17 protein-coding genes are annotated in these 13565 nt (G+C 46.8%); 14 read left to right on the forward strand and 3 right to left on the reverse strand.

What is annotated here, in order from left to right:
* The first annotated feature begins 69 nt into the window (after positions 1 to 69).
* Complete coding sequence (locus J3P40_RS09240; RefSeq protein ID WP_256004855.1) at positions 70 to 255, forward strand: hypothetical protein; 186 nt, start codon at positions 70 to 72, stop codon at positions 253 to 255.
* A gap of 12 nt (positions 256 to 267) precedes the next feature.
* Here J3P40_RS09240 and J3P40_RS09245 read toward each other — a convergent pair whose 3' ends face one another.
* The gene (locus J3P40_RS09245) at positions 268 to 1074 is read right to left on the reverse strand and encodes an inorganic diphosphatase (protein ID WP_256004856.1); all 807 of its coding nucleotides are present in this window, start codon (positions 1072 to 1074) and stop codon (positions 268 to 270) included.
* Between the two features lie 215 nt (positions 1075 to 1289).
* On the opposite strand from J3P40_RS09245, the gene J3P40_RS09250 reads away from it, so the two are divergent.
* Genes J3P40_RS09250 through J3P40_RS09265 form a run of 4 tightly spaced genes read left to right on the forward strand, consistent with a single transcriptional unit; the run spans position 1290 to position 3924 of the window.
* The gene (locus tag J3P40_RS09250) at positions 1290 to 1445 is read left to right on the forward strand and encodes a hypothetical protein (RefSeq protein WP_256004857.1); all 156 of its coding nucleotides are present in this window, start codon (positions 1290 to 1292) and stop codon (positions 1443 to 1445) included.
* A gap of 6 nt (positions 1446 to 1451) precedes the next feature.
* Positions 1452 to 2393: a YihY/virulence factor BrkB family protein gene (locus J3P40_RS09255; protein ID WP_256004858.1), complete on the forward strand. Its 942-nt coding sequence runs from the start codon at positions 1452 to 1454 to the stop codon at positions 2391 to 2393.
* 13 nt (positions 2394 to 2406) lie between these two features.
* Complete coding sequence (locus tag J3P40_RS09260) at positions 2407 to 2964, forward strand: arylesterase (RefSeq protein ID WP_256004859.1); 558 nt, start codon at positions 2407 to 2409, stop codon at positions 2962 to 2964.
* A gap of 45 nt (positions 2965 to 3009) precedes the next feature.
* Positions 3010 to 3924 carry an alpha/beta hydrolase gene (locus J3P40_RS09265; protein ID WP_256004860.1) on the forward strand — a complete coding sequence of 305 codons (915 nt, stop codon included), beginning with the start codon at positions 3010 to 3012 and terminating at the stop codon, positions 3922 to 3924.
* 19 nt (positions 3925 to 3943) lie between these two features.
* Here the strand turns inward: J3P40_RS09265 and J3P40_RS09270 are convergent, their stop codons facing one another.
* Positions 3944 to 4822, reverse strand: coding sequence for an SDR family oxidoreductase (locus tag J3P40_RS09270; protein ID WP_305120558.1), 879 nt, complete (start codon positions 4820 to 4822; stop codon positions 3944 to 3946).
* Between the two features lie 136 nt (positions 4823 to 4958).
* Here J3P40_RS09270 and J3P40_RS09275 point away from each other — a divergent pair, with 136 nt between their 5' ends.
* From J3P40_RS09275 to J3P40_RS09285, 3 genes are all read left to right on the forward strand, one after another.
* A complete protein-coding gene (locus J3P40_RS09275) occupies positions 4959 to 5981 on the forward strand; it encodes a WD40/YVTN/BNR-like repeat-containing protein (RefSeq protein ID WP_256004862.1) in 1023 nt (340 codons plus the stop codon).
* 124 nt (positions 5982 to 6105) lie between these two features.
* Positions 6106 to 6549, forward strand: a complete 444-nt coding sequence (locus J3P40_RS09280; protein ID WP_256004864.1) for a DinB family protein — start codon at positions 6106 to 6108, stop codon at positions 6547 to 6549.
* A gap of 90 nt (positions 6550 to 6639) precedes the next feature.
* Positions 6640 to 8493, forward strand: a complete 1854-nt coding sequence (locus J3P40_RS09285; RefSeq protein ID WP_256004865.1) for a heavy metal translocating P-type ATPase — start codon at positions 6640 to 6642, stop codon at positions 8491 to 8493.
* Here the strand turns inward: J3P40_RS09285 and J3P40_RS09290 are convergent.
* A complete protein-coding gene (locus J3P40_RS09290) occupies positions 8485 to 9246 on the reverse strand; it encodes an Ig-like domain-containing protein (protein ID WP_256004866.1) in 762 nt (253 codons plus the stop codon). The two genes, J3P40_RS09285 and J3P40_RS09290, sit on opposite strands and share 9 nt — an antisense overlap.
* Before the next feature lie 122 nt (positions 9247 to 9368).
* Here J3P40_RS09290 and J3P40_RS09295 point away from each other — a divergent pair, with 122 nt between their 5' ends.
* The 6 genes from J3P40_RS09295 to J3P40_RS09320 all read left to right on the forward strand — a co-directional run bounded on the left by J3P40_RS09295 (position 9369) and on the right by J3P40_RS09320 (position 13541).
* Positions 9369 to 10913, forward strand: coding sequence for an ADP-ribosylglycohydrolase family protein (locus J3P40_RS09295; protein WP_256004867.1), 1545 nt, complete (start codon positions 9369 to 9371; stop codon positions 10911 to 10913).
* Positions 10914 to 11348: 435 nt separating this feature from the next.
* Positions 11349 to 11780, forward strand: a complete 432-nt coding sequence (locus J3P40_RS09300) for a hypothetical protein (RefSeq protein WP_256004868.1) — start codon at positions 11349 to 11351, stop codon at positions 11778 to 11780.
* A 145-nt stretch (positions 11781 to 11925) separates the two neighbouring features.
* Positions 11926 to 12195: a type II toxin-antitoxin system ParD family antitoxin gene (locus J3P40_RS09305; protein WP_256004869.1), complete on the forward strand. Its 270-nt coding sequence runs from the start codon at positions 11926 to 11928 to the stop codon at positions 12193 to 12195.
* Positions 12192 to 12695 carry a hypothetical protein gene (locus J3P40_RS09310; protein WP_256004870.1) on the forward strand — a complete coding sequence of 168 codons (504 nt, stop codon included), beginning with the start codon at positions 12192 to 12194 and terminating at the stop codon, positions 12693 to 12695. Before J3P40_RS09305 ends, J3P40_RS09310 begins: the two co-directional genes overlap by 4 nt.
* A gap of 130 nt (positions 12696 to 12825) precedes the next feature.
* A complete protein-coding gene (locus J3P40_RS09315) occupies positions 12826 to 12984 on the forward strand; it encodes a hypothetical protein (RefSeq protein ID WP_256004871.1) in 159 nt (52 codons plus the stop codon).
* A gap of 32 nt (positions 12985 to 13016) precedes the next feature.
* Positions 13017 to 13541, forward strand: coding sequence for a GNAT family N-acetyltransferase (locus J3P40_RS09320; RefSeq protein ID WP_256004872.1), 525 nt, complete (start codon positions 13017 to 13019; stop codon positions 13539 to 13541).
* Positions 13542 to 13565: the final 24 nt, after the last annotated feature.

The following is a 13565-nucleotide window of genomic DNA, read 5'->3' on the forward strand; positions in this document are numbered from 1 at the left end:
CAATATACGCGAAACATGTGCAGTTGAAACCTTTTTTGTGGCCGAATGTTAATGTCGAAAAATGACATTATGAACGGAGATATAAAAAATACTACACCTGCCGGAGAAGAAGGCAGGGATAATGAAAGCGAAGTAATTTCCGACCTTAAAGGAAAGGTTAATGTAGACCAGGCGGCTATCGACGAGGCCCGCGCCGCTGTAGGCAATGATGATGAAAAGATCAGGGAATACCTGATTAACAACAGAGGGCTATAGTGGAAGGAATTGTTACCTGATGGTTTGCGCTCTTGAACTTCTGATCAGGATTTCTTCTTGTTGGAACTGTTGCTCCAGCTCCTTTTTGAGCATTTTCCAGAAAGCTTCGTCGTACGTAGCAGCCATGACCTCAAAAATGACCAGGTCATCTTTCTGCTCCCGGCTTCGTCCCGTGTCCCATAAGCCCTGGGCGGGGCTTCGCGTGTACATGGTAACCCCGCCGAACTTTTTGACCAGTTGCTTTTGCAGATTGCTGTAAACGCGTTCGGGAAAGGCTCTTCCGGCATTGTCTTTTAAGGGCAGAAAGATCTCAAACAGCAGCGTAAGCTCAAGCTGGTCGCGCGACTTGTCGACCAAAGCCAGGGCCTGCGCAGCGGATATTCTCCGTTTGACTTTAAAGATTTTACCTGCCTGGGCATTGTAGTTGATAAAAAACTCCTCGATCTCGTTGAGCATGCCTTTTGGGAGATCGCTCAGCTTTCTCACCGAACTGTACGTGGCTGAGACGGCGGGTACGGCAATAACCCGGTCGTTGGTCGTCATTGTACCGTCGCGCTCCGTTTGCTCGCCGAGCAAACCCCCAATGATCCGGCAGTCGACCGCGCAGCCCGGAAAGCAGGCCAGTTCGGAAATAAGCAAAACATCGATCGGATCGCCATCGCCGCCAACAGTGCCCGGCAGAAATCCGAAATCGAAGGGAAATACAAGGCCTGCAGGCATTACCTTTTTAAGCTTAATGCTGCCCGATCCCGGATCAAAGTCATATTTATGTGCCGATCCGCGTGGCGTTTCAACAATGGCCGTTACGGTTTTTTCCACAGTTTAGCCCTAGTGCTTGCGTTTATTAAACCTGATGAACAGTATGATGGTGAGTATCACGATAAAGAGTCCGGTAAGCAGTGGAATGATCATAATTTCTAAAATTTAGTTTTTTCATTAACATCTGCTGCGCCCGAATGGTTTACCCGAAGGCAAGCCATTCCTAAACTTTTATGGGCTTTTGATTGTTGTTTTTCTGAAAAAACACTACAGCTATGGAAAATTACGAAGAAAAAGACCAGGAAAACGCTCCACAAAAAACTGAGGAACAAGCCGGCAGTAACCAGCAAAGCGAACAGTCCAATAAGGAGTGGGACGAGCATATGCAAATTGATGAAGAGGGTAACGAAGTAGGTCCTGAAGATCAATAAAAACATATGGATAGAAAAAAAATCACCTTTAAGGGAATCTGGGAGCTACTCAAGAATGCTTTTACCGGCTTTGGCGATCACAAAGTCACCAAGCTGAGCGGTTCCCTGGCTTACTACACGGTATTTTCAATGGCTCCGCTGCTCGTGGTTATCATCTCACTTTGCGGAATCTTTTTGGGCGAGGAAGCGGCCAATAACCAGATATACGGACAGCTAGCCGGATTTATGGGAAAGGAAACGGCCTTACAGTTGCAAGAGATCGTTCAGAAGGCCGCCATTGGCAATAAAGGTACGATTGCCTTCATTATTGGTATTGTTACCTTGCTGGTTGGTGCTACCACAGTCTTTGCCGATATTCAAGATTCTATAAATACCATATGGGGCTTAAAACCTAAACCAAAACGCGGATGGCTTAAAATGCTGCAAAACCGCTTCCTGTCATTTTCAGTAATCATTAGCCTGGCTTTCCTGCTACTGGTATCGCTAGGTATTACTTCGCTTCTCGACGGGTTCAGCTCAAGGCTTCAAGCCCGCTTCTCGGATGTGTCGGTCGTCTTGTTTTACATCATCAACCAGTTGGTTACGCTTGCTGTAGTTTCGCTCATTTTTGGGGTCATCTTTAAAGTGCTTCCCGATGCGATCATCAAATGGCGTGATGTGATCTTGGGTGCAGTAGTAACTGCGCTGCTGTTTATGCTGGGCAAATTTGGTATCTCCATCTATATCGGACAAAGTGACGTCGGCAGTACTTACGGCGCTGCGGGTTCCTTGGTCATTTTGTTGTTGTGGACCTACTATTCATCGATCATTCTCTATTTTGGGGCCGAATTTACCAAGGCTTATGCGGTGGCCTATGGTTCAGAGATCCGTCCTTCACATTATGCCGTGACTACAAAGGAAGTGGAGATTGAGACTGGAAATAACTCCGTTCAGGACAACGAAAAATGATGGTTATCGTCTAATGAAGCGCATACTTTTTTTCGGAAATAGCCTGACAGCGGGTTACGGGCTTTCAAACGCCCACGAACAATCATTCCCTTCCTTAACTCAGCAAAAGATTAACGAGTCGGGCTTGCAATATGAATGCATCAATGCCGGCGTGAGCGGAGATACCTCCGCTTCGGGCCTGGCGCGGCTCGGGCTTTATTTGCCGAATCCGATGGATATCTTTGTGCTTGAGCTTGGCGCCAATGATATGATACGCGGTATCAATCCCAAAACAACAGAGGATAACCTGCAGCGCATTGTCGATCGCGTTAAGGCTGCCCATCCTGAAGCTCAGTTGATGCTGCTGGGGATGCAGTTGCCCTTGTGGGTGCCGGGCGAGCGTGCTGCAGAGTTTCGCATGCTTTACAGTAATATGGCCATTAAGAATCAAATGACTTTTGTTCCCTTCCTGCTTGAGGGTGTTGCTGGGATCCGTCACCTGAATATGCACGACGGCATACACCCCCTTGCCGAAGGGTATGTAATCATTGCGCAGAAGGTGTGGCCGGTCCTTAAGCCTCTGCTTCGCTGATCATTTCAGGAACAATATTTGATCGGTTTTCAGAAACATCATGTTATGAAAAACACAATTGGTATACTAACCGTCCTCTCCCTGTTTATCCTCTCATCTTGTAAGAAAGATAAAAAAGCAGATCTGGAAGCCCAGGTAATCACAGATGTAAGTTATGGTACGGACAGCAGGCAAAAGATGGACGTATATCTGCCCGAAGGGCGAAATGAGAATACACCGGTCATTGTTTTTCTGCATGGTGGTGGCTTTGTTGCTGGCGATAAGTCAGAGTTTTCCGGACAAAGCAGTCAGCTCTCAGCCAGAGGATTTGCGGTGCTCAATGTAAATTACAGGTTGGTAGACATAGACGGTGTTTTAAGCACGCCGATAGTACACAAGCCGAGTGCAGTAAAGATTTCCGATCAGCTTCTGGACATTCAGGCAGCGGTTAATATGGCCGTCTCAAAGCGTGCTGACTGGAAGATCAGCTCAGATAAATGGGGTATTGCCGGACATAGTGCGGGAGGTACCCTGGCATTGTTGTACGCGTATGGCGACAGGAATTCAGACAATCGTGTTAAAGCAGCGGCCAACTGGGCTGGTGCTACCAATTTTGCATTTCAGGACGAATCTGAGGTGAGGGCGCTTGACCCAAGGATTGTTGAAGTAATCTACCGTGCCGTAGGTGCCGAGCCTGTGCAGGCAAATATTCTGGCTTACATGGCGGTAAGTCCGCTTTGGCTGGCCAACCAGGGTAAGGCCAGAGCAACCATCAACATACGGCCCGAATCTAATGTGGTGGCAGATTTGCCTGATGGCAGTAAGAATGAATACCAGCAGTTTACCAATATCTTAAACAGCAAGGGGGTCGACAATAAATGGGTAGAAGTGGCGGGTGCGAATCATGGCTTTTCAAAAGCGGGCAACTGGGACCTGGTGATCAGCGAAACTTCTGCTTTCTTCCAGGCCCGGTTGCGTTAGCTTTAAAAATCGTGATATATTAGATCGTTACACGGCCACCTGTTACCGGAATGGTAGCTCCTGCAATGTAGCTGGCGTCTTCCGAGGCTAGAAACACAAAGGCTGGAGCTACTTCAGCAGGCTGTCCGGGGCGGCCCATCGGTGTGTCCTGGCCGAACGTTTCTGGCTCCGGCATAGTTGAAGGAATAAGCGGGGTCCAGATCGGTCCCGGAGCTACCGCATTTACCCGTATGCCTTTACCGTTTTGCAGCAGAATCTGCGCAAGGTTGGAGGTAAAGTTTTGTATCGCGCCTTTTGTAGCGGCATAGTGCAGCAATTGAGGGCTAGGTGAATAGGCGTTGACGGAGGTAGTGTTGATAATGCTGCTGCCCGGTTTCATATGCGGTTCGGCCGCTTTGCACAAGTAAAACATTGCAGTGATGTTGGTCTGAAATACCCTGTGCCATTCTTCAGCCGATATTTCCTCCATCGACTCCCTGGCCATCTGGTAGGCCGCATTGTTCACCAGAATGTCTATCTGGCCAAATTCCTTAACGGCCGTGTCTATAATATACTGGCAGTGCGTCTCGTCCTGGATATCGCCCTTCACCAGTATAGCCTTCCGCCCTGCTTCTTCCACTAGTTTGGCCGTCGATTGTGCGTCTTCATCCTCCACATCGTCCAAATAGGCGATCAGGACGTCTGCGCCTTCACGGGCATACGCAATCGCCACGGCGCGTCCTATGCCAGAGTCGCCGCCGGTAATGACGGCTTTTTTTCCGGCGAGTTTACCGCATCCTTTGTAAGTTTCTTCCCCATGATCGGCATGGGGCTTCATGTCGCGTTCTCTACCCGGCGTTTCCTGTTCCTGCTCGGGAAAAGGCGGCTGCGGGAATTTTTCTGTTGGGTCTTGTTGCATAGTCATAGGTATAATGAATAATAGGGTTAACTTGTGAGGTTAACAACAAACAGCAGGTACAGGTTTCGATAAATTACATAAACAGCTTATGGATTTATGCGTTTAATTGCAGAAATTGGGGCAGATAAATATTGTAATGATGCGATACCTCCTGTTATTTATCCTGTTTCCTTTCATAGCCGTGGGCCAGAAGTTTGAGCTCGTCGAATTAACCGCCGGAGCGGCTTCAAGCATCAGAGGTATGTCGGTAGTGAGTGATCAAATTGCCTGGGTGAGCGGAAGTGCTGGTAGCGTTGGTAAGACACTCGACGGTGGAAAAACCTGGTCCTGGGTTAAACCTGCTGGTTACGAGCAACTGGATTTCAGGGATATTGAAGCTTTCGATGGTAAAAGGGCCGTGATCGTAAATGCCGGATCACCTGCCTTTATACTTACCACCCGCGACGGCGGCAAGACCTGGAAGGAAGTCTACCAAAACCGTGACTCTGCCATTTTTCTGGACGGCATGGCTTTCTGGAACCAGCGTGAGGGATTAATTTTCGGCGATCCGATTAATCATAAGATGCAATTGCTAAAAACGAAGGATGGGGGAGGTTCCTGGAGCGATGTGTCCGGTAGTTTGCACCTTCCGCTTGCCGAAGGTGAGGCGGGCTTTGCAGCCAGTGGCAGCACCATACGCGCCATGAAAGGCGGGAAAGTCTGGATAGCCACAGGCGGCAAGGTATCCAATATCTATGTAAGCAATAATTTCGGTTCGTCGTGGTCGGTCTATCCATGTCCTATCTGGCAAGGCGAAAGCAGTACAGGAGTGTTCTCTATGGATTTCCTCGATACGAAAAGAGGTATCGTAGTAGGCGGCAACTATGTGAAAGACAAGGAGAATACGAACAACATACTGCTTACTTACGATGGGGGCAAAACATGGAAGAAGCCGGTTAATCCGGTGAAAGGATATCGTTCAAGTGTTCTGTATATAAATCCAAAACTGGTCCTGGCTACAGGTACCTCGGGTACCGACATCTCTGAAGATGGCGGACTTCATTGGAGCAGCCTTTCACCGCTTGGTTTCAATGTACTTGGCAAAAGCAAAAATAGCCGGTTGATCTTGCTTGCGAACGGCAAGGGACAGGTGTACCAGTTGCGTCGCAAAAAAAGTTAGATTTTTTTTAAGTCAGCACAATATTCCCTGTATTTGTCGTTTATATTACTGAGAGCGTTAATTTAGATAGCGGGGATGCGACGGAATGTTGCATTCCCGTTTTTTTATTTTCTAGATTAGCCGCATGAAAACATTCTTCGCTGAGCTTTTTACTTATAACCGCGATATGAATCAGAGGGTTATAGCCCTGCTTTCTGACAATCGTGAGCAAATTGGCTCAAAGTCGGTCCTGCTTATGTCGCACATCATCAACGCACAGCGCATCTGGAACTTCAGGATCAGTCTTGAAGGCGAACCCTTTGGCGTTTGGCAGGAGCACCCCATCGACAATCTCCAGGCGCTCGACCAGGAAAACTATGAGCGGAGCCTTGAAGTTCTTTCGACTGAAGACTTAGAGAGAATGGTAAGCTATAAAATGAGCACGGGTGTTCCTTTTGTGAATTCCGTGCGCGACATCCTTTTTCATGCAATAAACCACGGTACCTACCATCGCGCACAGATCGCTACGGATGTAAAGGTACATGGGGTGTGTCCGCTGCTTACCGATTTTATTTTTTATAAACGCTAAGCCTATTTGGCAAAATGTAAGGCGCAGACACTTTGCCACCACCGGCGCCAGTTCACCGATTCATGGAATGGTTTTTGAAAAACATGAGGCATGATTAAAGGTAAGATCCCGTTGCTGACCGCTTTCGCCATTCTTGTGGTTATGCTCGTCCTGGAATATGGTTTCGGGATTATTCCTGCGTTTCCGGTCAACCTGATCATTTATCTTGCCGCCTATCTGCTGGCAGGGTATAACGTGCTCGACCTGGCTTTCAGAAAGGCCCGGCGACTGGATATTTTTAACGAGTTCTTTTTGATGAGCGTGGCAACTATAGGTGCCTTCAGCATTGGTTCTTACAGCGAAGGGGTGGCGGTAATGGTATTCTATTCCATAGGCGAATGGTTTCAGGATGCTGCGGTAGACAGGGCCAAACGCAGCATTAAAGCTCTGCTCGATGTACGGCCCGATCAGGCTACGGTATGGCGGGAGGGCAGGTTGGTCCACGTGCCGCCTGCCAATGTGCAGATCGGGGAAGTAGTGCAGCTCAAAGCGGGAGAGAAGCTGGCCCTGGACGGCCGACTGAAATCGGAGTATGCATCTTTCGATACTGCCGCGCTAACCGGTGAGAGCGTACCGCAGATGATCGGAAGAGGGGGACAGGTACTTGCCGGCATGATTAACCGGGAGAATGTGGTAGAGGTAGAAGTAAGCGCCTTGTTTCGCGACAGTAAGCTGAGCCGTATACTGGAAATGGTGCAGGATGCGACGGCGCGTAAATCCCAGACCCAACTTTTCATCAGCCGTTTTGCAAAAGTGTATACGCCTGTTGTATTTGCTTTGGCAGTGCTGGTTTGCTTTGTGCCTTATTTGGTGGTCGGCGACTACAGCTTCCGCGAGTGGTTCTACCGTGCCCTTGTGTTTCTGGTGATCAGTTGCCCATGTGCACTTGTCGTATCTATCCCGCTTGGTTATTTCGGAGGTATCGGATTGGCATCCAGGAACGGCATCCTTTTTAAGGGATCGAACTTTCTGGATGTGATGACTAAGGTGGACACTGTAGTGATGGATAAAACCGGCACGTTGACTAAAGGCGTATTCAAAGTCCAGGAGGTAGTATCGGTAGATCCCCCTGCAGATGAACTTGTTTCCTTAACTGCTTCGGTAGAAGCGAATTCCACTCACCCTGTCGCGCGGGCCATAGTAACATATGCCTCAGAAAAGGGTATCTGGAATCCTGCGGAAGAGGTTCGCGAAATACCGGGCCACGGACTGGCTGGCAGGGCGGGCGGAAAGCAGGTTCTGGTAGGCAATACCAAATTGCTCTCCAGCTTTGAAGTGTCCTATCCGCGAGAAATTGAGGCTTTAAGCAATACGACCGTGGTTGTGGCGATAGAGGGATCTTATGCAGGATACATAACCGTAGCAGACGAGGCTAAACCCGATGCCGGACTTGCGGTTAAAGAGCTGCGTAACATGGGCATTGAGACCATTATGCTGTCGGGCGATAGACAATCGGTGGTAGATCAGGTAGCACTTGCGCTGGGTATAGACCATGCCTACGGGAACCTGTTGCCCGAAGACAAGGTGCGGCACGTAACGGAGCTTAAGGCTGAGGGCAGACGCCTGGCTTTTGCCGGTGATGGGGTTAACGACGCACCGGTGGTAGCACTCGCCGATGCAGGTATCGCCATGGGCGGTTTGGGAAGTGATGCTACTGTGGAGACCGCCGATATTGTGATTCAAAACGATCAGCCGTCAAAGATCGCCATGGCCATCAGAATTGGCAAACTTACCCGGCAGGTAGTCTGGCAAAACATAACCATGGCGCTCGTTGTAAAAGTGGCTGTGCTCGCCCTCGGTGCAGGCGGTGTGGCAAGCTTATGGGAGGCTGTTATTGCCGATGTAGGCGTGGCCCTGCTCGCCATACTGAACGCCGTACGTATACAGCGGTCCGACTTATCTTAGTCTTTTAACAAGTTTTCCTGAATACGCCTCAACCAAAGCCCTGGCTTCTCCTAAAGATCTTGTACTTGCTGTTTTTCTTTCAGGATCCTGGATATACACTGCGGCAAAGCCAACATTCGGGTGTTCTCCGATGGCAACAATGGTTTGTCCGAACGCCAGGTAGGCCAGGTCGTCAGTTTCTCCTATGTACGCATAGCGTTCCAGATAGAATTTAGCAAGTTCGTCAGACGTCAGCGTGGAAGTGTTAAAGACAGCCATTGCGCCAAGCAGGGTTCCGTTCTCAAAGGCATAAAATACGTTCTGTATTTTGTTGTTTTCGCCTATAAATAATAACTCGTCTGCGTCTTCTCCATTCGGGGCTAAAAGTCTTTTTTCCTTGGTCTTGATTACCGCTTTGCTGGCGGTAAAATCTATGTAAGGCTCCACAAAAAAAGTAGAGTAGGGGGTTACGTCCACAGTTGCAGTAAGTACCTCTTCCCCACGTTTAGCAGTGATGGTGGTGGTGCCGATTCTCTTTGCTTTGAAGAGGCCTGTGCCGCCAATTGTTCCGGTACGCTCGTCAGACGAAGTCCAGTTGACCGTAGCGCCATCAACAGCTTGGCCATCCAGGGTAACTTTAAACTGGTGCTCCTTATCGAATTTCAGTGAAAGTTCGTTGAGGTCGAGCATTAGTTTTGGAGTACTTTCTTTTTTTTTACTACAAGCTACAAACAGGATCGAGAGCGTAACGAGCGCTAATAATTGTTTTTTCATTCTTAAGGTATATAAATGGTAATGGTTTAAGATCCGAATGTACATAAAAGAAAAGGATTTTATTACATTTAGCTTTAGGTAGCGCCTGCGGGCGACTACTTGAAACCAAATAGCACACACAAATGAAAAAAGTATTACTATGGACGTTCAGCGTCCTTTTTACCTGCTGTGCCTCAGCATTGGCCCAGAAACCAACATTTACATTAAGTAAGGATAAGCTTAAAGACAAGATTAAAGGCGGTTGGGCCGGACAAACCATTGGAGTAAGCTTTGGAAGTTATACCGAGTTTCAGTACAACGGGACTTTTATCCAGGATGAGCAAACCATACCCTGGTCGGCCGGATACGTAAAGAAACTAATGATCGAATGGCCGGATCTTTTTGACGACATCTATATGGACCTCACCTTTGTGGATGTATTGGAAAGACTGGGCTTTGATGCGCCTGTGGATTCCTTTGCGCATGCTTTTGCCACAGCACCATATAACCTGTGGCACGCCAATCAGGCCGCCCGTTACAACATATTAAATGGTATAAAGGCCCCGCAGAGCGGGCACTGGCTTAATAATCCGCATTCCGACGACATAGATTACCAGATCGAGGCCGACTTTGCGGGGCTCATGCATCCGGGCATGCCCAACGCGGCAAGTAAGATCAGCGACCGCGTAGGCCACATCATGAACTATGGTGATGGCTGGTACGGCGGCGTTTATATGGGCGCCATGTACAGTCTGGCGTTTATCTCAAGCGATGTGGACTATGTGGTTAGCGAAGGTTTGAAGACAATCCCCAGGGAGAGCACATTCTATCAGTGCATCGCAGATGTGATTAGATGGCATAAAAAATATCCGTCAGACTGGAAGCAGACCTGGTTTGAAGTGCAAAAAAAATGGTCGTCTGAGAACGGTTGCCCCGAAGGAATCTTCGCGCCACTAAACATCGATGCGAAAGTTAACGCCGCTTATGTGGTCATGGGCCTGTTGTACGGCGAAGGAGACTTTACCAAAACCATGGAGATAGCCACGCGTACCGGGCAGGATTCAGATTGTAACCCCTCATCAGCGGCGGGTATCCTGGGCACCATGATAGGATATAACAACATACCGCAGTATTGGAAAAAGGGATTGGAGGGCGCTGAGGATATGAATTTCAAATACACCAGCATGTCGCTCAACAAAGTTTATGAAACGAGTTACCAGCATGCCGTAAAATCCATTCTGCTCAACGGCGGAACAGAAGCCGGTCAGAACATCAGCATTGCTGTTCAAAAGCCGATGGTTGTGCAGTTGGAGCAAGGTTTTGCAGGAGTGTATCCGGTTGAGAAGCGGACCTTGCATACCACAATGGGGGTAACTTACGCATTCGACTTTGAAGGTACCGGATTCGTTTTACGCGGCGCTGCAAATAAAAACCGCAATGACCTACCTGACTTCACTTATGAAGCCAATGTATATATAGACGGGCAACTGATGGAAACTGCGCATTTATCTACCGCATTCCGTTTGCGCAGACACGATATTACCTGGCGTTACCAACTTCCGAAGGGTAAACACCACGTAAAAATTGAACTGGTTAAGCATCATGGCGACTATCATATCAGGCTCTGGGACTGCTTAATATTCAGCGACAAGCCTGCGGATGGCATTCATAAACATATGGGAAAGTAAGAAAGGGAAACTTTTGCCCTTGGTCCGACACTCTTACCTGTTCGGATACTATTCAGCCACCAGACAGCTATTAACCAGTCTATAGATACTACACGCTGTTTAATCCCTTGTCAACCTCTGTGTAATAACAGACGTATAAAGCTTGCCAGATGGCAGGCGGTATAGGGGATAATTATTCCCGGGTGTACGCGTCTGTGTATATCGCACGCTATTATTTGAGATAAGACTGTTTGGTTTTTGCAATTCTGAAAAATCGTTCGCACCTTCGTTGTGCGAAGTATTAATTAACAAATTCATTAACTTAAACAGAGAGAGTTAATAGTAAATCATTATTTACAATATTCCTGAGTGAGCGGTTTGGAGCCGTATTTCATTTTTCTCTGTAAAGAGTTAATTGGTACTTCGCAGCACTCAGGATACTTATTTACAATGGTCATGCGAAGTACCAATTTTAAAAATCAAAACAACCAGCTCCCTGATCAGGTCGTAGCTGTAGAGAACTCAATCGATGACGTATTCGTTAAGACGGAAACCGGCCAGCATGTTAATCTTAAGCTGCGGTATCTGAATGCCGATCAAGTTAGGCGGCTGATAAAGATGTTCGACAGCGCTGAAGCGTATGCAGAAAACTTTAGTGCATTGAAAGCCATTACCAAGGGTCTCTATAAGCTTATAGAAGATAGTCCGGATGATCAGAGCCGCATAGTCCGTATGTTTCGCACTGTCAATAGCATGCAGGGCGCACTCCTGCTCGATGATGCGGACGAGGTTGAACGGATAGTTAGTCGTAGCGGATTAATGCCTGATCCCTGGGGAGGCTTCCGCAGGGCAAACTCTAAGGGTGATATATTATACCCGGGCAGCTAACAGATGCTGAGATTGAATTAACGCTCTTATTTACTTACTTCCAGAGATTTTGAACATCCACTTTATACCCCCGGGCCGCTTCCATAGGGTAAGCTAATTCAATATTTTTTATACCAATTGTTTGTATATTTAAAAACGAAAAATTATGGCAAAGAACACGTCAATATTGTTGAGTGATTATTTTGATAGCTTAATTAACAAGCAGATTCAAACAGGCAAATATTCTTCAGCGAGTGAAGTGATTAGAGCCCCGTTGAGAATGCTTGAGTATTCAGAAACAAAAAAAGCTGAACTCATAACGGAATTAAAAAAAGGCGAAAAATCGGGATTTGCTAACTCATTTGATCGGAAAAGCTTTTTAGCAGATATGCATAAAAAGCATTTAAATATCGATAATAGTTACTTCATGGCATGATAGACCTAGAAAGACGAAAAAAACTTGCTCTGCACTTGAGACATCTTTCCGTTGGACTGATTTCCAACGATGATTTTGAAGAGAATCTAATGGATGATGTAACTCATGGCTGGCTACCAGAGCAATATTATAGATCTAAACAGGCGAAATCTGATGATGAGATTATTCAACCAATGCTAGAACTTTGTTGGGGGCTTTATGATGACACGAGGAACCATAAGCTGAAAGGGACCGATAAACTTTCTAACGAGAGTTTAAAAATAATTGCACGATGCATATTGTTCTTACAAAGCGAACAAGAATATGAATGGCCATATTTCAATGCTAACAATCCACTACTTAAATTTTCTCTAGGAGAAATAATCATCACGATATTATCGATAGGACAATATTATAGGGATAAAAGAAAAGAACAAGAAATAGCGTTTGCTGAATTTAAAAAACTTGGAAATTTCGAAGTGTGGCCTTTCTCAACGAAAATAAATACCAGGAACAACTAGTACTACAACCATTCCTTCAGGGCGCATAAGATCCTAAAGGATACTATCTCTAAAATCTTTATGAGATTTATAAGCTTTAGCATTATATTTGTATTGTTCAATTACAATAGCAAGATTAACAGTACTAATAATGGCAACTCCAATTAAACCAACACCAATTCTTTATGGTACTTCTTCAAAGAGGTTCAATGAGGAGCTTGCGTCTGGTCGGGGCCAAAAAGCTTCGGCTGCAGAGCGCGAGCGCATCAATAACCTTGTTAACAAAGTATTGACCAAGGCAGCAAAATAATCTTGGAACTTTCTGACCTGTTTTTTTCTCCTTTGGACGAAAAATCCCTTATCGCTACATTCGATTGCGGCCTTGCAGATATTACTGCTTTCCTTCACGATGATGCGCTAGCCTACCAGTCTGAGAAAATGGCAAATACCTATCTTTTCGAAGACGGAAATAAAAACGTATTGGCTTTCTTCAGTATTTCAAATGACTGCCTGAACGATTTGGGCGAGGAAAAGGGCTTTAACAACAACATTTGGAACAGATTGCATCGCGCACTTAGGCTTTCCAATCCAAAAAGGATCCGGCAGTACCCAGCGATCAAGATTGGCCGGTTGGGTGTTCATAAAGATCTGCAGGGTTCTGGGATAGCCTACCAATTAATGGATTTCATTAAGGGTTGGCTGATACTGGACCATAAGCCTGCATGCCGACTGCTAATCCTAGATGCGATCAACCAGCCAAAGCAACTGAAATATTATGACCGCAACGGGTTCAGGTTTCTTCTGAAATCAGATGAATCTGCCAAGACCAGGATTATGTACTATGATCTGGATAACCTGAACGCTTAATTCTACATATACGTATGAGCTTTG

This window comes from Pedobacter deserti (assembly GCF_024436415.1).
Classification (GTDB): Bacteria; Bacteroidota; Bacteroidia; order Sphingobacteriales; family Sphingobacteriaceae; genus Pedobacter; species Pedobacter faecalis.

Bases quoted from the DNA above. Each gene is read 5' to 3' on its own strand.
- J3P40_RS09255 (WP_256004858.1), top strand. From the start codon at position 1,452: ATGGATAGAAAAAAAATCACCTTTAAGGGAATCTGGGAGCTACTCAAG.
- J3P40_RS09305 (WP_256004869.1), top strand. From the start codon at position 11,926: ATGGCAAAGAACACGTCAATATTGTTGAGTGATTATTTTGATAGCTTA.
- J3P40_RS09280 (WP_256004864.1), top strand. From the start codon at position 6,106: ATGAAAACATTCTTCGCTGAGCTTTTTACTTATAACCGCGATATGAAT.
- J3P40_RS09315 (WP_256004871.1), top strand. From the start codon at position 12,826: ATGGCAACTCCAATTAAACCAACACCAATTCTTTATGGTACTTCTTCA.
- J3P40_RS09300 (WP_256004868.1), top strand. From the start codon at position 11,349: ATGCGAAGTACCAATTTTAAAAATCAAAACAACCAGCTCCCTGATCAG.
- J3P40_RS09265 (WP_256004860.1), top strand. From the start codon at position 3,010: ATGAAAAACACAATTGGTATACTAACCGTCCTCTCCCTGTTTATCCTC.
- J3P40_RS09285 (WP_256004865.1), top strand. From the start codon at position 6,640: ATGATTAAAGGTAAGATCCCGTTGCTGACCGCTTTCGCCATTCTTGTG.
- J3P40_RS09250 (WP_256004857.1), top strand. From the start codon at position 1,290: ATGGAAAATTACGAAGAAAAAGACCAGGAAAACGCTCCACAAAAAACT.
- J3P40_RS09310 (WP_256004870.1), top strand. From the start codon at position 12,192: ATGATAGACCTAGAAAGACGAAAAAAACTTGCTCTGCACTTGAGACAT.
- J3P40_RS09275 (WP_256004862.1), top strand. From the start codon at position 4,959: ATGATGCGATACCTCCTGTTATTTATCCTGTTTCCTTTCATAGCCGTG.
- J3P40_RS09295 (WP_256004867.1), top strand. From the start codon at position 9,369: ATGAAAAAAGTATTACTATGGACGTTCAGCGTCCTTTTTACCTGCTGT.
- J3P40_RS09260 (WP_256004859.1), top strand. From the start codon at position 2,407: ATGAAGCGCATACTTTTTTTCGGAAATAGCCTGACAGCGGGTTACGGG.
- J3P40_RS09240 (WP_256004855.1), top strand. From the start codon at position 70: ATGAACGGAGATATAAAAAATACTACACCTGCCGGAGAAGAAGGCAGG.
- J3P40_RS09270 (WP_305120558.1), bottom strand. From the start codon at position 4,822: ATGCAACAAGACCCAACAGAAAAATTCCCGCAGCCGCCTTTTCCCGAG.
- J3P40_RS09290 (WP_256004866.1), bottom strand. From the start codon at position 9,246: ATGAAAAAACAATTATTAGCGCTCGTTACGCTCTCGATCCTGTTTGTA.